The organism is Dictyobacter sp. Z7_2 (assembly GCF_057551105.1).
Map to the genome: position 1 here is coordinate 3,424,758 of NZ_BAAJPE010000002.1, position 19,208 is coordinate 3,443,965.

The 19,208-nt window shown below is 48.5% G+C and carries 19 protein-coding genes and 1 tRNA gene; 12 read left to right on the forward strand and 8 right to left on the reverse strand.

Going from position 1 to position 19,208, the window contains the following annotated elements:
* Positions 1 to 85 precede the first annotated feature (85 nt).
* A complete protein-coding gene (locus AC27N8_RS27920) occupies positions 86 to 1,666 on the reverse strand; it encodes an alpha/beta hydrolase (RefSeq protein ID WP_487071600.1) in 1,581 nt (526 codons plus the stop codon).
* Positions 1,667 to 1,999: 333 nt separating this feature from the next.
* Here AC27N8_RS27920 and AC27N8_RS27925 point away from each other — a divergent pair, with 333 nt between their 5' ends.
* Positions 2,000 to 3,019 carry an alpha/beta hydrolase gene (locus AC27N8_RS27925; protein ID WP_487071602.1) on the forward strand — a complete coding sequence of 340 codons (1,020 nt, stop codon included), beginning with the start codon at positions 2,000 to 2,002 and terminating at the stop codon, positions 3,017 to 3,019.
* Here AC27N8_RS27925 and AC27N8_RS27930 read toward each other — a convergent pair.
* Positions 3,012 to 3,920 (reverse strand): ribonuclease Z, encoded by a 909-nt coding sequence (locus tag AC27N8_RS27930; RefSeq protein ID WP_487071604.1) that lies wholly within the window; start codon positions 3,918 to 3,920, stop codon positions 3,012 to 3,014. The genes AC27N8_RS27925 and AC27N8_RS27930 overlap by 8 nt on opposite strands.
* A gap of 234 nt (positions 3,921 to 4,154) precedes the next feature.
* Here AC27N8_RS27930 and AC27N8_RS27935 point away from each other — a divergent pair, with 234 nt between their 5' ends.
* From AC27N8_RS27935 to mutM, 3 genes are all read left to right on the forward strand, one after another.
* Positions 4,155 to 5,132: a hypothetical protein gene (locus tag AC27N8_RS27935; protein ID WP_487071606.1), complete on the forward strand. Its 978-nt coding sequence runs from the start codon at positions 4,155 to 4,157 to the stop codon at positions 5,130 to 5,132.
* Positions 5,133 to 5,202: 70 nt separating this feature from the next.
* Complete coding sequence (locus AC27N8_RS27940; RefSeq protein WP_487071608.1) at positions 5,203 to 5,886, forward strand: DUF3267 domain-containing protein; 684 nt, start codon at positions 5,203 to 5,205, stop codon at positions 5,884 to 5,886.
* A gap of 85 nt (positions 5,887 to 5,971) precedes the next feature.
* Positions 5,972 to 6,922: a DNA-formamidopyrimidine glycosylase gene (gene mutM / locus AC27N8_RS27945; RefSeq protein WP_487071610.1), complete on the forward strand. Its 951-nt coding sequence runs from the start codon at positions 5,972 to 5,974 to the stop codon at positions 6,920 to 6,922.
* 11 nt (positions 6,923 to 6,933) lie between these two features.
* Here mutM and AC27N8_RS27950 read toward each other — a convergent pair whose 3' ends face one another.
* The gene (locus tag AC27N8_RS27950) at positions 6,934 to 7,410 is read right to left on the reverse strand and encodes a hypothetical protein (protein ID WP_487071612.1); all 477 of its coding nucleotides are present in this window, start codon (positions 7,408 to 7,410) and stop codon (positions 6,934 to 6,936) included.
* A gap of 422 nt (positions 7,411 to 7,832) precedes the next feature.
* On the opposite strand from AC27N8_RS27950, the gene larB reads away from it, so the two are divergent.
* The 3 genes from larB to AC27N8_RS27965 all read left to right on the forward strand — a co-directional run bounded on the left by larB (position 7,833) and on the right by AC27N8_RS27965 (position 9,454).
* On the forward strand, positions 7,833 to 8,705 hold the full coding sequence (larB, locus tag AC27N8_RS27955) for a nickel pincer cofactor biosynthesis protein LarB (RefSeq protein WP_487071614.1): 873 nt from the start codon (positions 7,833 to 7,835) through the stop codon (positions 8,703 to 8,705).
* A 91-nt stretch (positions 8,706 to 8,796) separates the two neighbouring features.
* Positions 8,797 to 9,069 carry a KGG domain-containing protein gene (locus AC27N8_RS27960; RefSeq protein ID WP_487071616.1) on the forward strand — a complete coding sequence of 91 codons (273 nt, stop codon included), beginning with the start codon at positions 8,797 to 8,799 and terminating at the stop codon, positions 9,067 to 9,069.
* A gap of 91 nt (positions 9,070 to 9,160) precedes the next feature.
* Complete coding sequence (locus tag AC27N8_RS27965; protein WP_487071618.1) at positions 9,161 to 9,454, forward strand: hypothetical protein; 294 nt, start codon at positions 9,161 to 9,163, stop codon at positions 9,452 to 9,454.
* Here AC27N8_RS27965 and ftsZ read toward each other — a convergent pair.
* From ftsZ to dgoD, 4 genes are all read right to left on the reverse strand, one after another.
* A complete protein-coding gene (gene ftsZ, locus AC27N8_RS27970) occupies positions 9,442 to 10,836 on the reverse strand; it encodes a cell division protein FtsZ (protein ID WP_487071620.1) in 1,395 nt (464 codons plus the stop codon). The two genes, AC27N8_RS27965 and ftsZ, sit on opposite strands and share 13 nt — an antisense overlap.
* 426 nt (positions 10,837 to 11,262) lie before the next feature.
* Positions 11,263 to 11,388, reverse strand: coding sequence for a hypothetical protein (locus tag AC27N8_RS27975; protein WP_487071622.1), 126 nt, complete (start codon positions 11,386 to 11,388; stop codon positions 11,263 to 11,265).
* Positions 11,389 to 11,491: 103 nt separating this feature from the next.
* Positions 11,492 to 11,929 carry a response regulator gene (locus AC27N8_RS27980; protein WP_487071624.1) on the reverse strand — a complete coding sequence of 146 codons (438 nt, stop codon included), beginning with the start codon at positions 11,927 to 11,929 and terminating at the stop codon, positions 11,492 to 11,494.
* 361 nt (positions 11,930 to 12,290) lie between these two features.
* Entirely contained in the window at positions 12,291 to 13,439 is a 1,149-nt protein-coding gene (gene dgoD, locus AC27N8_RS27985; protein WP_487071626.1) for a galactonate dehydratase, read from the reverse strand.
* 355 nt (positions 13,440 to 13,794) lie between these two features.
* On the opposite strand from dgoD, the gene AC27N8_RS27990 reads away from it, so the two are divergent.
* The 5 genes from AC27N8_RS27990 to AC27N8_RS28010 all read left to right on the forward strand — a co-directional run bounded on the left by AC27N8_RS27990 (position 13,795) and on the right by AC27N8_RS28010 (position 18,518).
* Positions 13,795 to 14,490 (forward strand): HAD family hydrolase, encoded by a 696-nt coding sequence (locus AC27N8_RS27990; protein WP_487071628.1) that lies wholly within the window; start codon positions 13,795 to 13,797, stop codon positions 14,488 to 14,490.
* 58 nt (positions 14,491 to 14,548) lie between these two features.
* Positions 14,549 to 15,529 carry a DUF1848 domain-containing protein gene (locus AC27N8_RS27995; protein WP_487071630.1) on the forward strand — a complete coding sequence of 327 codons (981 nt, stop codon included), beginning with the start codon at positions 14,549 to 14,551 and terminating at the stop codon, positions 15,527 to 15,529.
* 52 nt (positions 15,530 to 15,581) lie between these two features.
* Positions 15,582 to 16,370: a PhzF family phenazine biosynthesis protein gene (locus AC27N8_RS28000; protein ID WP_487071632.1), complete on the forward strand. Its 789-nt coding sequence runs from the start codon at positions 15,582 to 15,584 to the stop codon at positions 16,368 to 16,370.
* Positions 16,371 to 16,441: 71 nt separating this feature from the next.
* Positions 16,442 to 16,515, forward strand: a tRNA-Arg gene (locus tag AC27N8_RS28005).
* A 782-nt stretch (positions 16,516 to 17,297) separates the two neighbouring features.
* Positions 17,298 to 18,518 carry a pentapeptide repeat-containing protein gene (locus tag AC27N8_RS28010; RefSeq protein WP_487071634.1) on the forward strand — a complete coding sequence of 407 codons (1,221 nt, stop codon included), beginning with the start codon at positions 17,298 to 17,300 and terminating at the stop codon, positions 18,516 to 18,518.
* Positions 18,519 to 18,573: 55 nt separating this feature from the next.
* Here AC27N8_RS28010 and AC27N8_RS28015 read toward each other — a convergent pair whose 3' ends face one another.
* Positions 18,574 to 19,053, reverse strand: a complete 480-nt coding sequence (locus tag AC27N8_RS28015) for a hypothetical protein (protein ID WP_487071636.1) — start codon at positions 19,051 to 19,053, stop codon at positions 18,574 to 18,576.
* Between the last annotated feature and the right edge of the window lie 155 nt (positions 19,054 to 19,208).

Below are 19,208 nucleotides of genomic sequence, written 5' to 3' on the forward strand. Positions count from 1 at the left end.
TTCTCATGATAAATTATACCTCTTCTTATCTCTATTCACATTACTGGCGGATCTCTATTTGTATTCTTTACTCCTATCCTCGTTCTCAATCTGGAAGTTGGTAACTATTGTGATTCCCTTCTATCGGTGTAGCGATGCTGTGCTGCAGTGCGTGAGATGTGACTAATTTAGGAGCGGTATGAATTGGACCCCACTGTAACCAGCCGAGCGACTGGTAGAGTTGAGTGCCCCAGACCTTCCATGAATGGTGTCCATGTTCCTGGGCGAAAGTATATTTAATTCCCAGATGGCGGAGCTGCTGCGCATATTGCACTGTATCCGTATAGTAGGGCTTATCTTCGTAGGCATCGCCCAGAAAGATGTGGAGCTGGCGGGCTTGAGGCTGTAAGCCTATCTGCAGGAAGGCGCTGTTGTAGTGGATGTATGCGATGTTTGAGCCCCAGATTGCTCCGACGGCTTTGTAGTAGCCTCCCAACGAGATGACCCAGTTGAAGATGTTGGGATGGTGGACGGCTATATTCATGGCGCCGAAGCCTCCCATAGATAGTCCTCCGATGGCGCGATGTGCTGCGTCTGGGATGGTGCGAAAGTGTCGATCGATGTATTGGACGAGTTCATCAGCGACGTAGTCTTCGAGGAGCTGTTTGTGATCCCCACTATTTCCCCATTCGCTGGTGGCTCCTGGCGCTCCATTGCCGTCAGGCATAACCAGGATGAGCTCCTTGATTTTTTTTGTATCGATTAATGCGTTGGCCGAGTTAGCAGCATTGCCTGCTTTGACCCAATCTGTAATGGTGCCGGGCGAGCCGTGGAGTAAGTAAAGCGTTGGATAGCGTCTGTTTGCATTCGTTCTGGTAAAGTAGGATGGGGGAAAGTAGATCTCAAATGAGCGTGAGCGATTTCCCATGATGGTGCTGTGCATCTGCAATGTCTTGACGGTTCCAATGGTCGGGATTTGTGAGTTGATGCTGACCAATCTGGGGGCATTATGTAATCCTACGTCGGGCGAGATGAAAAAGAGGTCTGTTGACTGGCTGGCGAGCACAAATAGTGCGATCATCAGGATTATGGCTGCCCAACGCTCAGGATGCCAGTTGTGCTTCTGGCTGCGTGCCCACATGATGAGGGTGGGTTGGTCGGCAATATCTCTTTTACTTTTGAGATAGTCTATGGCTGTTTGTAGTAATTGAGTGGGTGGCTTGATGAGTACTTCGTAGAGGCTCAAGCCGATCGCCGCCCCTATGAAGGCGCTGAGGAGCGCTAACGCGATGATGACGAAACCGGTGTGTATTAATGCGCCAGTGTTGAGGAACTCGAGATTGCCTCCGGGGTCCGTTGTGGGTGGTATTTCGCTCTCAATGAAGGGAAGGAGGTACGTGATGATGAATATGATGCCTGCACCAACTATAGCTGCGGATTTGTTGGTGCTCACCAGTGTGCCAATCAGAGCGGCTGCTACGGTAATCAGTAGCGCAGCTATCAACTGTGAGCGCAGAGGATCAAATCCGGTATTGATAATCTGGGAGGTCAGGTTATCGTAGATAGTGTGTTGGAAAAGAAAAATACCACTCAGTATTGAAATGCAGAAAGCTAGCATGGGCTTGACGAATGGCACCATTTGTCTCTGCTGATCGTTCTTAAAGAAAGGAAGCTGTTTGTGTTTCATTCTCTATCATCTTCTATGGCATCACTGCCGATTTTTTTGTGCAGTAGCGAACTGGTAATTCTGCTGTGCTGATCTTGAAATAAGAATAGTGTTGTGCATTATTCTATTCCTCTACCATACTATACGTTCTCTTGCTGAGAAACATCTCTTTGGAAGCCGAGAGACAGATAAATAGGAAAAATAGGTGGAATTACCAGGATTAAATGTATGGAATTAGCTGGAATATGTCTTATTTGCGAAAATAATCGTGTCTTTATGGGCATAGAATCGCGTCTTATACTGTTATAACAAGTGTGACGAAAAAATTAGGTGCTAGAAAGGTTGTGGATTCCTATGTTCAAGTTATCGGACGTGCGACATCCCCGCCCTTCACTGAAGAGCTTTTTGTGGGGGGGATTAGGGAGTAGTGCAGGCGTGCTGGCCGCGGTTATCGGTGTTGGTATTTATATCGTGGATAATATTATCCGCCCAAAGCGTTTGGCTACCTTTGCCTTGTATACCTTTAGTCCATTTGAGTTGGGCTTGCCCGCTGAGGATGTGACGTTCCCCTCCTTACATGATGACCATCAAGTGAATGGTTGGTATGTCCCGTATCCCGATGCGAAGACGACGATTATTATGTCCCCTGGCTATCGGAGCAGCAAGACTGACGTCCTGGGATTGTGTGCCTTGCTCTGGAAGGCTGGTCACAATGTTCTGGTTTTTGAGTACTATGGACATGGTACTGTCGTTGGGATGCCGGTGACGCTGGGATATCACGAGATTAATGATTTCCTTGGCGCTGTGACCTATGCGCAGCAACGTGATCCTCAGGCCCGCTTAGGGGCCGTCGGATATTCGATGGGTGCAGCAGTCTCTATCATGGGAACGGCACGTACACCAGCGATTGAGGCTCTGGTGGCTGATAGTGCTTTTGCCACGCATCGTCGTGTGGTTGAGTATGCCGTACGTCGAACGCTGCATTTACCATTTTTTATCTTTGATTGGGTCACGGACCTTATTCTCTGGCTGCGTGCCGGTTATCATTTTAATCAAGTTGAGCCCTTACGCGATATTGGACGGATTGCTCCACGACCAGTCATGATTATTCATGGCATGAAAGACTCGATCGTTGATCCTCATGATGCTCCCCTGCTCTATCAAGCTGCGGGCGAACCGAAGGAGCTCTGGCTACTTCAGGAGGTTGATCATTGTGGTGCCTACTTCGCTGATCGTGCGGATTATATCCATAAAGTGATAGCTTTCTTTGATCTGTACCTGAAACAGCTCCCCTCTGTTGCTGAGCAGGCTGAGCCTGAACGTACAATTACTTCCTCGGATGGTGATGGGCAGCAGTTGTCCGAAGCTAGCTAGTAAAATCCAGTGTGACAATCATCCCATCTCGTGCAGCTCGCGTGTTACCAAAGACATTACGAGCTGTTTTTTCTGCCTGCCGTGTGTCGTGGACTTTGGGGCTGAAATGGATCAATACTAATTCATGTGCCTGTGCGTCACGAGCAATGCCGGCTGTCTCTTCCGAGGTCATATGCTTATTAGCGTGCGCCAGAGGGAGATCGTCAGCAGTATCATACATGCTCTCACACAGCAGCAGATCAACGTCCCGTGCCATCTCGACGAGTGGTTGGGTCGGACGTGTATCAGTGATATAAGCAAATGAGATGCCACGACGTGGCGCTCCCATAACCTGTTGGGGGACAATCCTTTGACCATGATGCTCTACCGTCTCCCCATGCTGGAGCCTCGACCAGAGCTGGACTGGTAATCCCAGAGCCTGTGCCTGCTCCGCTAGAAACGCTGGACGTCTCTCAAGTTCGGCTCGATAGGCCAGACAGGGAATACCATGATCGGCCTGAACACAGGTTGCCTTTAATTCTCCCGGCAGTTCAAACTGTTCGTTGCCTTTGAGCTCATGAATCAGTACTGGATAAGGCAATTCGGGAGCCAGTCGACGTAAGCCATCAATGATATAGGTCGTTCCCACTGGTCCGTAGATATGCAGTGGCTCCGTACGTCCAGCATGGGCGACCATGAAGAGGATGCCTGGTAAGCCCGCTATATGATCTGCATGCATGTGCGATAAGCAGATAGCTCCCAGTTGGCGAAAACCCCAGCCTGCTGTTTTCCAGGGTATCTGTGTTCCTTCACCACAATCAAACAGGGTGAGCGTCGCCCCCACCCGTACCAGCGCGCAGGAGAGCCAGCGTCCTGGCAAGGGCATCATACCTCCCGTGCCTAAAATACAAATATCTATCATTTCGTATCCTTCGTATTTTGTTTTCTAGCTAGAACATCATATCATGGAAAGGGGAGGGACTGAAAGCGTACTAGCACTGCTGTATCCTGTAATTCTAGCTATGCGAGTATCGCTACTTATTGCCATTCCTGCCGATCTTTTGACTTTTTTAAGCTACTCTGCTATGATGGGGAACCGGCAATACTGCTACTTTGATTGTTTTCCTACTATAATAGAGAAGCACGGAGGGGTGCCATGGAGTGGCGTGAATTTCTTGGTAATATCATCAGCAACCCATCTGAACGTGACCGTATTGCATCGGAAATCAGCGTTCACTCGGTCACCTTGAGCCGTTGGGTGAGTGGCGAGTCGTCTCCACGACCGCATAATATGCGTCAACTCTTGCGTGCCATCCCGAAGCCGCAGCGGCTTCAACTGCAAGCTTTGCTCGAAAAGGACTCATCGGATGTCTCCGATATTGAGATTGATACAGTTGAACAGGAAATCCCTTACAAATTTATCATGGAAGTCCTGGATGCACGAGCAAGTATTCCCGACTTATTGCGCTTCTGGTCTATCACGCGCCTCGTCTTGCAGCAAGCATTGCGTCAACTTGATCCTGAACGTGTCGGCCTGGCCATTACGGTTGTCCGCTGCATGCCTCCGCGTGATGGCAAGATTCGTAGCCTGCGCGAGGGCGTGGGACTGGGGACACCTCCCTGGGGTGGCGATCTCGAAGAAAAGGCTCTGCTCCTGGGGGCTGAGTCGCTGGCCGGACACGTGACCGTCTCATGTCGTTTGGAACATATCGGCGATCTGAAATCTAATAAGACCTTCCTCCCCGCTTATCAGGTAGAGCACGAAGTCAGTGCGGTGGCTTGTCCCATTATGTACGCGTGCCGCGTGGCGGGATGTCTGTTGCTATCGAGTACGCAACAGGATTATTTTGCGCCCGAGGCGCGTCTCTCGCTCGTCCGTGGCTACACCAATCTGGTGTCGCTGGCATTTAATCCGGATGAATTCTATGATCCCGAGATGATTGCCCTGCATATCATGCCGCCACCAGATCGCCAGCAGGACTTTTTTGATGGCTTTCGACAGCGCGTCCTCAAGCGTATGCAAAAATCGGCGGTGATGGAGCAGCGTCTGGCAAGTACCGATGCCGAGCAGCAAGAATGGTTGCAGATCGAAGAATCCTTGCTCAACTTACAGCCCGAAGCCAACTCGATGTAATACCATGCAAGCGGATTACGACGCTACGTCGGCTTGTGATATGATATGGAGGAGCGAGAGGAATCTTTGTATGTCATTGCAGCTAATTGATCGATATCATCCCGAGGAGCGACGCGCAAAGCAGGCGCAGATCGATGCAGGGCACTCCCGAAAAATCGAGGAGGTGGCACTGCTTGATGCTGAGCAGCTACGTCCGCTGGCCTTATTGAGTTTGATTATGCTCATCATCAGTGGCATCTTCTTCATCGCCCTGGACCTGTTGGCTTACTTTGGACACTATCAACGCTGGCTGGCACCACTCTCCCTGGGAGGGATCTTCATCTTCCTGATCCTCAACATCATAGGCTACATCCTCATTTTAGGAGTACACGAAATCATCCATGGGATCGTCTTTGCTTTTTGGGGCGGAAAACCTCATTTTGGAGCGAAACTTCCGCTGGCACTATACTGTGGAGCTCGGCAACAACTCTTTGCGCGTAACTACTATCTCGCCGTTGGATTGGCCCCTCTGATCGTTATCACATTGGTAGGGGTCATCGTGACCGTCATCTATCCAGGTGCTGCCGCCTATCTGTTGCTGGCCTTCGCCGGTAATTTCTCGGGCGCTGCCGGCGATGTGGTTGCATCCCGCAAGGCTGCCCGCTTGCCCGCTCAGGCGCTGATTGAGGATACCGAAGTGGGCTATACCGCCTGGGAGATCGTTCCTGATAGCTCTATAATAGCCACAGAAGCGCAAAAAGTAGAACGTATGTAGCTCGCTTCTCATCCAGGTGAAGTACCCTATGCATAAACGCAGGGTTTTTATGCCAATTTTGATAAAAGGAAATGTAAGGATAGTCATGCCTGAATTACCAGAAGTTGAATATACGGCACGTCAACTGCGAGCCTCAGTTGTCGGAGCCACGATTCAAGAAGCGTATGTCTTCTGGGATCGCACTATTAACCATCCAACTGTGCCAGACTTTCTGGCCGAGATCGCGGGACGCCAGATTGAAGGTGTGCGGCGACGTGGCAAGTATCTCTTAATTGATCTGAGTGGGAACCTGTTCCTCTCGATTCATCGCCGTATGACCGGCAATTTTTTATTGTTGCCTGCCGGTTACACGATTGATACGGCTCTGCGCGAGAGCGATCTGATGGCCTGGAACACCAAGGGTCCGATCTTTTCCATCCAGCAAGAGGCTGGACTATCTTATAGTCACGAGTTAAGATACTGTCGAGTGGCTTTCGCTTTCGAGGATGGTCGCTGCTTACTCTTTACTGATCCCCGTAAGTTTGGCAAGGTGGGCCTGTGGGCGCGCGAGCGTGAGCAGGATGCTTTGAAAGGACTGGGTCCAGAGCCTTTAGAGTCTGACTTTTCTCTGGCAGGCTTTGCGACCACGCTAGCTGGGCGTAGAACTGCCATTAAGCAGGTATTGCTCGATCAGACTGTGGTTGCGGGCGTCGGAAATATTTATGCCGATGAAGCATTATTCGTCGCGCAGATACATCCATTACGCCGTGCGGACAGCCTGACTGCTTCAGAAATCAAACTGCTGCATGAAGGCATCATTGCCGTGTTAACACTGGGAATTGAACATGGAGGAACATCGTTTAACGACTATCGGGATCTTTGGGGTGAGGCCGGCGAGAATTTTAATCATGTACGTGTATATCATCAAGAAGGGAAGCCGTGCACTCGTTGTGGAACGCTGATTGAGCGTATGACCATCGGACAGAGGAGTGCGCACTTTTGTCCAACATGCCAGATTGCTCCGGCGTCCCGAGGCGATGTGGTGGCTTCTGTATAAGGCAGCTCCAATTATTGGGGCGTGAAGAAGGCATGCGAGCACGGTACTTGCTTTCCTGCGATCTTGAAGGCGATATCGATAGTGGCTGCCACAAAGCGCGGCTGTTGTCCTTGTAGCCGAAGATAAAAGGTCACGTATCCGCCGCTGTCGCTGACGGGGACCTGATCGAGTTTCTTATCGCCGTAGGCGTAGTGGATTGTGGCTTGTGCAGGAGCGGCTTTGACGGGAGTGATCCCCTGATCTGTGTGTTGGGTGAGTCTGGCATAGATATTGAGGCTGCTATATGGGTTGGGCGCGTTATTGGATGACCAGGCTCCACAGAGATAGTGAGGGATGGGGGGGAGCCTGGGGATACTTTTCTGGAAGGCTTTGTTGACGGAGACGTTTCTGGTCGCCTGCCACTGGTTGGCCGTGGGGCCGCAGGCGCTTGACGCCATGCATAGTAACAGAAGGAAGAGGCTCGCTAAAAACGTCCGAATGTTTTTCATGAGGCTTTCAATGCTTTTCTGGCGTGCCTGTTTGTAGGAACGTCATAGATAATTATTGTTCCAATACATAACGTTGTTACATGTGATCCTGAAACTACTTATAGTATAACACGCTGCTGCTATCTTGCATGCTGCTCAGCAATTATGGTGATGCGTCCTCTTCGTATAATAGATAATAGCATTTTTTATACCGGTGGAGTTTCACCTGCGCTGATTCATCATGTATGATAAGTTTGCACTAGACTACTTTGCATAGCAAGTTATTGTTTACTTCTATTGAGTGAAAAATAAGTAATCACTACTTATGAGTAAGAAAGTACTACCTTTGGCTTGCTGAATAAGTTAGACTGTGCTACACTGTGACTGGTTGTAGGATGCAGATGATCAATCGTTATGTAATTACTGACTAGGGTGGTACCTTTGTGGATCACGAAATTGATAGACAATTCGAACTCTTAAATCAATTGCTCGGGGATAAACCATTCGGGCACAATACGTTTCAGACGGGACAAACTGAGCAAGGATATACGTCGACCAGTTCTATCGATGCTGGTGAAAAAGCGCAGGAATTACCGCTATCTGAACATACCGATCTCTCTGCTGACATCCAGACCCGTCCTGATAGCGGACGTGAGTTACGAAAAGGGGCTCCTGAGATCATTCTTGGGGCGACGAAGGAAACATCGCAGATTATCTCGATGGCTCATGGTCTCTTGCAGGGGACTGGACGCGCTATCATTAGTCGGCTGCGTCCTGAGTCACTGGCACCTCTTCAACAAGAGTTTCAGGCGTACGCGGTTCGCACGTTTGAGGCTGCTCGCGCCATGACCATTTATCATCCTGACTATCATCGTAAAAGTACGGGTGGGCACGTCGGAGTTATTAGTGCCGGCACATCAGATATTCCTGTGGCGCAGGAAGCGGGTCTCATCGCTGAAGAGATGGGCTGCCGTGTCACAACTATCTATGATGTTGGTGTGGCCGGATTGCATCGCTTGCTGGGGCCGCTGCGTGAGCTGCTCTCTCAGGATGTGGATGTGATTATTGTGGCCGCAGGGATGGATGGCGCTTTGCCTTCAGTTGTTGCAGGGTTGGTGCCAGTATCGGTGATTGGGCTTCCAACGTCGATTGGCTATGGATTAGGCGGTAACGGGGTTGCCGCATTGCTTTCGATGTTGCAAACGTGTGCGCCAGGTCTGTCTGTTGTCAATATCGATAATGGTGTTGGCGCAGGTATCACAGCGGCGCTGGTTGCCAATCGTGTGGCGCAGGCGCGTGAACATCAGTCGCAGTAGGGAAGCAGCGAGATGTTCTGTAGGTAGGATGTCTCACCGCTAAAATGTTGGGTAAACGTGGATTTGAAGTTTAAGAGAGGCGGGACTTTCTATGGCAAATAATAAGCGTGGTCCCGAGCCGGGATCACAAAAGGCCAAGCATGGTGGTCAAGCTGTACGTGAGAAATACGGTCCTGAGTTCTATTCAAAGATTGGCAAGAAGGGTGGTGACACGGTGAAAGAGAAGCGTGGCCCACAATTCTATGCCGAGATTGGAAAGAAGGGTGGCGAGTCAACCAAGCGTCAGCAAGGCTCCGAGTTCTATTCACGAATTGGTAAAAAGGGTGGCGAGCGTGGTCGCGCAGGGACCGATAATCCTGAGTAAACAGCAATAAGACTCTATCAATGTTCATCGTGCTCTGTCAACGGTCATCGTACCGATGTAGCATTGGGGAAACGCATCCTCATGGGCTGAAATGCTCACCGACGTAGCGGCGCGGCTCCGCCGTGCTGTCACTCGACGCACGAAAACGTCCCATGCGCATCTGAAAGCAACGCAGACGAGACGATCCACGGTGGAAAGATCACGCAATGGAACCCTATGGGGAGCGTGGTCGTACGAGTCACAGACAGCACGGCGGAGCCGCGCCGCTACGTCGGTGAGCCTCTCACTCCATCGCCTTCCAGAGCTGTTTTGGGACACACATCACCGATACCGCATCGGCGTGATGACCTTTGATAGAGTAGTAAGGTTTTTTTATTCATCGTAGCGTTTCACAAAGGGTGGCGGATCGATCGGACCATCCTGTCCAGCCGTGGGATGATAGCGGCGTGGAGGATCTTGACGGCGTCCTATACCCCTGATGCCACGTAAGTCGTCCAAGCTGCGTTGCGGTCGTCCATTTTGCGGCTGGTTGGGATCACCAGGCTGTAAGGATGGCGGCATCTGCGTTGGTGGTGGCGTGATCGGCTGGCCTACCGGCGCTGATCGTAGCGCTGGCGATGTACGTGGCATCTGTGGCATGTCTGGAAGTGCGGACGGCTGTCTCAGACCTCCCGGCCTGTCTGAGAATTGGTTTGGCGCTGTGGCCGAGCGTATGGGTACAGATGGATGAGGTTGTGTCTGACGTGTGGACAAGATCTGCTGTGAACGTACTGCATCCATCCGAGATTTATGTAGCTCCTCCATACCGGCAGCAATCAGTGTCACTCGGATTGTATCGTGGAGCGCGGGATCAATTACCGCTCCAAAGATAATATCAGCTGTGTCGTCGATCGCGGCCCCGATCCGCTCCGCTACCTCGGTTACTTCAAATAATGTCATATCTTCGTCGCCACTGATATTAAATAAGACACGCTTGGCACCACGAATAGTGACATTCAAGAAACCACCTGCGATGGCCTCCTCAGCGGCTAACTGGGCGCGATTGGGGCCTTTACCCTGTCCAATACTCATCAGTGCGGTGCCGGCCTCTAATAAGACGCTACGGACGTCTGCGAAGTCGACATTGATCATGCCCGGGACGTTGATGACTTCCGCAATGCCCTGCACACCCTGACGTAGTACATCGTCGGCTACTTTAAATGCGTCTGATAGGTTGCGATCGCGGGCCATCGTCTTGAGCAGGCGATCGTTGGGAACCGTGATCAGCGCATCAATCTCCGCACTCAGTTCGGCCAGACCCTGATCGGCAATCTTTCTCCTCCGCGAGCCTTCAAATGTGAAGGGCAGGGTTACGATGCCGACTGTCAATGCACCTAACTTTTTCGCAATGGATGCGACGACCGGGGCGGCTCCGGTTCCGGTACCACCACCCATACCGGCCGCGATAAAGACGAGATCGGCATCGCCCAGGGCTGCCATGATCTCGGCACTACTCTCGGTAGCAGCACGCATGCCTACGGCCGCATTGCCACCCGCTCCTAAGCCCTTGGTATGGTTTTGCCCCAGACAAATACGATCCGGCGCTTCACAGAGCGCGAGCACCTGGGCATCAGTATTCATCGCCACAAAGCGCACACCACGTACATTGGCCGCAATCATCCGGTTGATGGCATTCATGCCGCCCCCGCCGACTCCGACAACAACGATATCGACATGATGTGGAGCATCCTCAATCATATTCGCGTCGAAAGAATACTGGTTAGACATAGCACTTCCATCCTGGTTCTCTGCTTTTTCCTAGAGGCTGGTCAGCTTTCTTCAGACCTGGCGCCCCCTCTTCTCAGCACGTGTGATGGCAACTGCAATGATGGGCGTAACTGTACTGATTATCTGGTTGAAGATATAGGGCAGGCCTCGCTTTTGGGCGATCGGTACCTGATAAAATAAAAGCATTCCATTCGCATTGTAACAAGAGTGTCAAGTATAAAATTGAAAACTTCTTCTATAGATATGGTTATTTGCCTCTTATAATGCATAACGAAGCACACCCTAAATAAGCTTTACAGATCTTCCATAGATTTAAATAGTACAAATTGGTGTGAAGTAATAAGAGCGTTGGCCGGATAGATCATCAGTTGGATCTATCCGGCCAACGCTTTTACTCTTTCATTAGGATAAGTCGAATGCCGGGTGCTAATCTTTCTTTAAAGAGAGGGAGGCTCCGCCTTTGGATGCCTTTTTCTCTCGCTGTGCCTCTTTCTTCTGTTTATTCGATTTAGGGGCCGCTTTTTGCGTTTTCTTCTGTTCTTTGTTTGCCACGATAAGTATCCTCCTGATCTTCATTGCTGTCGGCCAGCGAAACGGCCGTGGGAATAATCTTATTGTATCAAACTCTGCATATGGGGTGGTAACGTGTTACACTTTAGGGATAATTGTACTGTTCTTGTAGGCGTTTCTCCTCGAATGTCGCCAGGGCATGTGTAATCATACGAATAACACTTCCAATATCCATCGGCTTACGAATCTGATGAATGCCTCGTAACTCTAGTTCTTTGACTGGTAACGTCGCGCTCATCATGATCGTTGGAATGCCTCGTGTCTCTTCTGCCTTTTGCAGGCGATCGTAGAGCTCCAGACCGTTGAGCTTGGGCAGCCGATAGTCGAGCAACATGAGGCAGGGATGCACGTAAGAGGTCTGCTCCAACGCGGTCTGACCATTATCGATCACCGTGGTGTGATATGGAGTTTCCTCTTCAATTAATTGTTGCAGAAATTGCGCGATGTCTGCATCATCTTCTACTATTAAGATTGTTGTGTTCCGTGGCCCTTGAGCCGCTGGCGGAATGACTTCTCGTGGCATGACGAACTCCTTTTCCGCATGCGATAGCTAAGATGCAAATGTTACTGCTATATCTTAATGTAACGGTCGTCGGGTATGATAAGTGACGCATAAAAGTTAGAATACAATGAGAATGGAAATATCTTTCCTCTCGATGTTACCCTACGTGTACTTACCCCCTGAGGCGAATACTCTGATCCATTAAGATAGTTGTGATAGAATAGAAAAATTCTTAAAGCATCCTCGCAACGTCGCAAGCGTTTTTTACTGGAGCAGAAGTGTCTACTTTTTTCTGCACATATTTTCAATAGATAATAAAAATGAAGACATTAATTTCCATATTGTACTTGATATTTTGCTAATCTGAAAGGTACCGTTACTTTTACCACTCTGCCAGGGACCCATCCTGGTTACGCCAGATAGGATTATGCCATTGATGGCCTATTTGTGCCGCTGTACGTACCTTTTCTTCATTAATCTCGATCCCCAGGCCTGGCTGCGTCGGCCTGTGTACAAAACCGTTTTCGTACTGAAAAATCCCGGGATCTACCAGATAGTCTAGCAGATCAGTTCCCTGATTGTAATGGATTTCGAGGGATTGTTCTTGAATGAAGGCGTTGGGGGTGCAGAAATCTAATTGGAGTGAGGACGCCAGCGCAATCGGCCCCAGAGGACAATGAGGGGCGACGGCGACGTCATACGCCTCCGCCATTGCGGCTATCTTGCGGGCCTCCCAGATGCCACCAGTGTGGCTGAGGTCGGGCTGGATAATATCCACTGCTCCACTTGCCAGGAGCGATTTAAAATCCCAGCGCGTGTACATGCGTTCTCCGGTGGCGATGGGAATACTGGTGTGACGAGCCAGCTCAATCAAAACGTCGTTATTCTCAGATAGGACGGGCTCTTCTATGAAGAGTGGCTTATAGGGTTCCAATTCTTTGAAGAGGATCTTCGCCATACTACGATGCACACGTCCATGAAAATCGATGCCCAGACCGATCCCGCTACCAATCGTTGCTCGTACCGTCGCGACGCGCTCCACGATCTCCTCGATTTTTTGCGCTGAATCGATCCATTCCATCGTATCGGTTGCATTCATCTTGAGAGCCGTATAGCCGGCGGCGACACGTTGTTGTGCGTGCTCAGCTGCTGTAATCGCGCGATCGCCGCCAATCCAGGAGTAGACGCGGATTTTATCGCGCACGGGACCGCCCATCAGATCATAGATGGGCACGCCCAGATGCTTTCCCTTGATATCCCATAAGGCCTGATCAATGCCCGATAGCGCGCTGGTCAGGATCGGTCCACCACGATAGAAGCCACCTCGATAGAGTACCTGCCAGATGTCTTCGATATGCGAGGGATCTTTGCCAAGCAGATAGTCAGCCATCTCCGTCACGGCGCTTTTGACAGTATCGGCTTTGCCTTCGACGATGGGTTCGCCCCAACCAGAGATGCCGTTATCAGTCGAGATTTTGAGAAAGAGCCAGCGTGGGGGAACTTTGAATAATTCTAACTGCGTAATTTTCATAGTGTGTGGGCGGTGCATTATCACAGGTATACTACTTGTTGGATAAGCACAGACTTCCTTTCGTATCATTGTTTGGTCTGGATAGAGAATCTGTACAGGAAGAATAAGCTACTATGCTTATGTGCATCTTTGCAGCGGATCTCATTCCGTTTTTTATCCCAAGTTGATCTGAGTATAGAATGAGCTTCCAGCAAATTCAAGTCCCCTCCAATAGATATCCTCTCTATAAAAATATGCTTGTCTGTGGAGAGTCGAATGGATCGGTAACGCACGGCTTATGGTATGATGTGAGCATGAAAGAAGTCTGAAAGCTTTTATAAATTATCCCTTTTTACCCAGGGCGAAAGGTTCCTTCATGATCACGGCACTCGTTTTTGACTTTGATGGTCTTATTCTCGATACTGAAATTTCTGCATATCAATCCTGGCAAGAGCTCTATCAATCCTATAATCGTTTTCTCCCACTGGAAGAATGGGCCAAATGTATCGGTACCGGCCTTGACGTCTTTAATCCTCATTCCTATCTGGAATCTCTGGTAGGGCAAGAGATTCCACCCGAATCGTATGAGGAGAAGCGGCTCCAGCGTCATCTGGAACTGATTGCTCAGCAGTCAACGCTGCCAGGAGTGGAAGAGTATATCGAGGCTGCCCATGCCAGAGGTATGAAGGTTGCAGTAGCATCAAGCTCGCCGCGCTCATGGGTTGTACAGCATCTAACGCGTCTGGGATTAGTGGATAGCTTCGATGCTATGAAATTTGGTGATGAGGTTGTGCATAAAAAGCCGCATCCAGAGCTGTATCTGGCGGCCATCGCTCTGCTCGGAGCCAGTCCGGAGCAGGCGATTGCTCTGGAGGATTCTCCGAACGGTGTGCGTGCCGCGCAGAATGCCGGTATCTACTGTGTGGCGATCCCCAATCCAATCACCGCCCAGCTGCCTCTGGAGCACGCGGACCTGCGTCTCACGGCAATCAATGAGTTATCATTGGATCAACTGATTGAAAAAGTGGAACAACATCAGCAGTCATCATCGGAGAAGCAAACGACTCATTAAGCGATACTTCGGGGAGAGCTTTGCTTGCTGAGCTCTCCCATGAGGTTGAGGGCAATTTATGATTATCTCTGCCAGCTATAAAACCGATATTCCCGCTTTCTATGGCCCATGGTTTATGCAACGTTTACAGCATGGCTATTGCAAGATGGTAAATCCTTATGGCGGTCAGATCTATACAATTGATCTTTCACCCGAGCAGGTAGATGGTATCGTGTTTTGGACTAAAAATATTGGTCCATTTCTGCGCTATCTGCCCGAGGTGGAGCAGATGGGATATCCATTTTTGATCCATCATACCATCAATGGCTATCCCCGCTCGCTCGAATCCCGTGTCGTCGATACCATGCAGACTATCGCCTACATGCATCAGTTGGCTGGTACCTACGGTCCGGAGCGGCTCGTCTGGCGCTATGATCCGATACTGTTTACCTCACTGACACCTCCAGAATGGCATCTGCACAATTTTGAGCGGCTCGCACAAGCATTGCGGGGAACGGTCGATGAGGTCATCGTCTCTTTCGCCTACATTTATCAAAAGAGTGCACGCAATATCAATGCAGCGGCTCGCGAGCAGAACTTTAGCTGGCATGAGCATAGCTCCAGGGAGGCTGAGGAGAACTTCCGTAGTTTGATTACCTCTCTGGCCTATATTGCTCGTGATTGTGACATGCAGTTGCGTATCTGCGCTCAAAAGCGCTTTCTGGTTCCGGGCCTGATTGAGGAGGCGCATTGCGTCGATAGTGCACGCTTGGCACGGGTGGCGCGGCGCGATGCGATTGTGGTCAAGAGACAGAGCGGTGGACGGCAGGAATGCGCTTGTAGCGCCTCAAAGGATATTGGAGCCTACGATACGTGTCCGCATGGCTGCGTGTATTGCTATGCAGTGCAGCAGAGAGAGCGAGCTCTCCAGGCCTACAAGGACCATGATCCATCTGGAGAGTTTTTGTTTCCACCTGATGCAGTCGTGCGGAAGCCATCAACTCCATCCATTTCATCGACCCCATCGTATAAACAACAAACCTTCGAGAATTGGTCATAAAAACCGCAGTCAAGCGCTGCTTCATACGTTGCCTCATAAAAGGAGGAGAAAAATGCAAACGATCATACAAGTCGATGCATTTGCACCGGCGCCATTTACTGGGAATCCGGCCGCCGTATGCATTCTGGCGGAGGAGGCCGATGAGCGCTGGATGCAAAATGTGGCGAGCGAAATGAATCTCTCCGAAACAGCTTTTTTAGTTCCTAATGGTGATGGCTTTCACCTACGCTGGTTTACACCTGCCGCAGAAGTCGAATTATGTGGTCACGCCACACTGGCCAGTGCACACGTCCTGTGGGAGGAGAGCTATCTCAAACCCGACGAGATCGCCCGCTTTTATACGTTAAGTGGACTCTTAACTGCCCGCCGTGATAGTTCGTGGATCGAGTTGGACTTTCCCGCTGATCAAGAACAATCTACTCCGCCGCCTGCGGGACTGCTGGAAGCCTTGGGTGGCATCCACGCAGACTACGTTGGACGCGGCAATTTTGATTATCTGATTGAAGTGCCCACGGCTGAGATCGTCAGGCAGATCACTCCCAATTTCGCGCTCCTCAAAGAGATAGATACGCGTGGCGTGATTGTTACCAGTCGCGCCGAGGATGCAAGTTATGATTTTGTCTCACGCTTCTTTGGTCCACGCGTCGGCGTCGACGAAGATCCTGTCACAGGCTCAGCGCACTGCCTGCTCGCTCCCTACTGGAGTAAAAAACTTGGTCGTGACACTCTGACTGGATACCAGGCATCAAAGCGTGGCGGCCTGCTACGCGTGCATCTTCAAGATGATCGCGTCCTGATTGCAGGGCAGGCCGTCACAGTTATGAAAGGCATACTCGTATGAGCGCGTTTTTTCTTATATTCTATTGACAGCTCATAAGCGTTGTGCTAAATTGAGGAGGTCTTCTAAGATATGCGCCCATAGCTCAGTGGATTAGAGCATCGGTCTTCGGAACCGAGTGTCGGGGGTTCGAATCCCTCTGGGCGCGTCCTCACTCCCAAGCCGCCTGTAAAGCCAACTTTTCCGAAGACTCCACTGAGCTATGGGCGGGAGAAAATAAATGTGTCCTTACCTCGGACGGTCACAAACTTTACTTCGGAGAGCGATAAAACCGTACATCGGAATTATGTTTTTTTGTCTCCGAGGCAAGAATAACACAACTTCTTTTGAAAATGCAAGAGGTCATGTTTATTGATGTTGAAGGCGATAGACACGGCGATAGAAATAATGAATTAACATATATCCTCTGCTCTCCCCCACTTATCTGCTCATGCTGTTGCGTTACATTACTCCGATGAACATATTTCTCACATGTAAGTCTCTACCTATAAAGTAGGTTGATAGGATGACCAGATGTAGGAGTGTGGAATCTGGTAAAACTTGGGATTGCAGCGGTCCTCGATAATGAAGCCGAGACGGGTGGGTAGTTACCTCTCAAAATGAAACGATATTCCTGAAAACTAGGCGAGAGAAAATATTGGTTGGTATCGCTCAATAGCGAAGACTGCTGTTATACAACCCTTCTATTTCTAGCACAGCATGAAAGGCTGTGAAAAGACTGTGTTTGCGAGAGACTGAGCAAATTATTATTTTTGATCTCTCTATGAAATGAAGTGGTAAATGAAGTGGTTGAATGTAATGATCTTTTAAATAATACTTTAGAGCAATGATTTAGTGTAAGATGGGCGTGACAGCTTTTTAAAAATAATCTTCTTCGTCACATTTTGAAATTTGTGAATTTGCAAACGTCTCTATTAACGGAGGTGAATTATGGCAAGCAAAGAACATATGGATGTGTTGAGAGCAGGAGTAGATGTGTGGAACGAGTGGAGAGAGGAGAATCCTGAAATAAAATACCCAGACTTGAATGATGCCGATATTAGTGGAATGAATCTTGAGGAAATAAACTTTGATAATGTTCGTCTTCACCGATCTAACCTTAGTGGAACAAATCTTTACAAAGCAAGTCTTAGGAATGCATGCATTGACAAATCGTTTCTTGGTGGAGCTAGGCTTGATGAGGCTAATTTAAGTGGGGCAAACTTTTACTCCGCAGATATTTTCCATACTAGTTTAATTAGAGCATATCTTTCCAGTGCAGACCTTAGGAGGGCATATATTAGAGGAGCGAATCTTCAAAGAGTGAATCTTCAAAGAGCGAATCTTCAAGAGGCGAGTCTCAGAGATGCAAATCTCGGTTCGGCTAACCTTTATCGAGCAAACCTTCAAGGAGCAGATTTTAGCGATGCAAATTTGAATAAGGCGGATATTAGAAGAGCTAATTTAAATAATGCTATTTTAGTCAGAACAACTCTGGACGATGCTGATTTAACAGGCTGCTCTATTCATGGTATTTCTGTTTGGGATGTTTCGGTAAAAAATACTAATCAATCAAATCTTATTATTACTAATCTTGGTGGTACTAATCTTGATGATATTGATTTTGATGATCCTAATTCTAATGAGTCAGAAATTACTGTAGATAACCTTAAGATCGCTCAGTTTATTTATCTTCTCTTGAATAATAAAGAAATCAGTGATGTTATTACTACAATTACTTCTAAAACTGTTTTAATTCTTGGTCGCTTTACAGAAGAGAGAAAATTAGTCTTAGATGCTTTACGGGAGGAGCTACGTAAACACAACCTTTTACCAATAGTATTTGATTTTAAGTCATCGCCAAAAAGAGATTTGACTGAAACAATTAGTACACTTGCCCATATGTCTCGTTTTATTATTGCCGATCTTACCGATGCAAAAAGCATACCGCAAGAACTCCAAGCCATTGTTCCTCATCTTCCTTCGGTTCCAGTTCAGCCTATTCTCCATGTAGGTGATAGGGGATATTCAATGTTTGAGCACTTTAGGCGCTATCCCTGGGTACTGGAAACATATTGCTATCAAGATATCCCTACTATACTTGTATCTATCAGAGAAAATATTGTCGAACCAGCAGAAAAGAAGGCTGTGGAGTTGGAAGGTCGAAAATAATTGTAGTAGAGATTGATAATCCTTTCAGAAATGGGGGTTAAAATTTACTAGAAACCTAACCTTGGTGCTTGATAAGCTTCTTTATTGATATCCTGATTTTATCATAGGTTTTATCTGATTTACCTGAAATTTGCATGATTTTATCCATTACTTCCTTGGCTGTTAATTTGTCATATTCACACTTAATTTCTCTTATATCAACAATATAATTTCTCAACTCCATGATATCTTTATCCAATGAAGGGGCGTATAAGTCTGTTAACATTATAAGTTTATTGATTGGATTTTGGTGATCTTGAATATTTAATTGGGGTTGTTGGGTAAGTGATCTTCCCAGTATTTGGAACTCTCCATCAATCCATAGTTTTACTTCAGTAGTGAGCTGATAAATCTCTTCTATTTTCTTGCGTATGACCTCGTTTTGATTAGACCTCCTGGTGAAACGATAGGTTAATGTTGCGCCTAATGCCGTTGCAAGTAGGGTTCCTGTGACCGTGACTATATTCAGGACAAGTGCTGCAGTGTTTGAGTCCAATTCCCCTCCATTTTATTACAGTTACTCTTTTAATACCTATATTTTAACATTTATATAGTTATAGAACGAACATGTCTCGTTTTCATCAAATGACCAGGATGTATTTCACAAGCTGAATTTAGTCCATAGCTCTTCTGCTTTTGTTAAAATAAAAT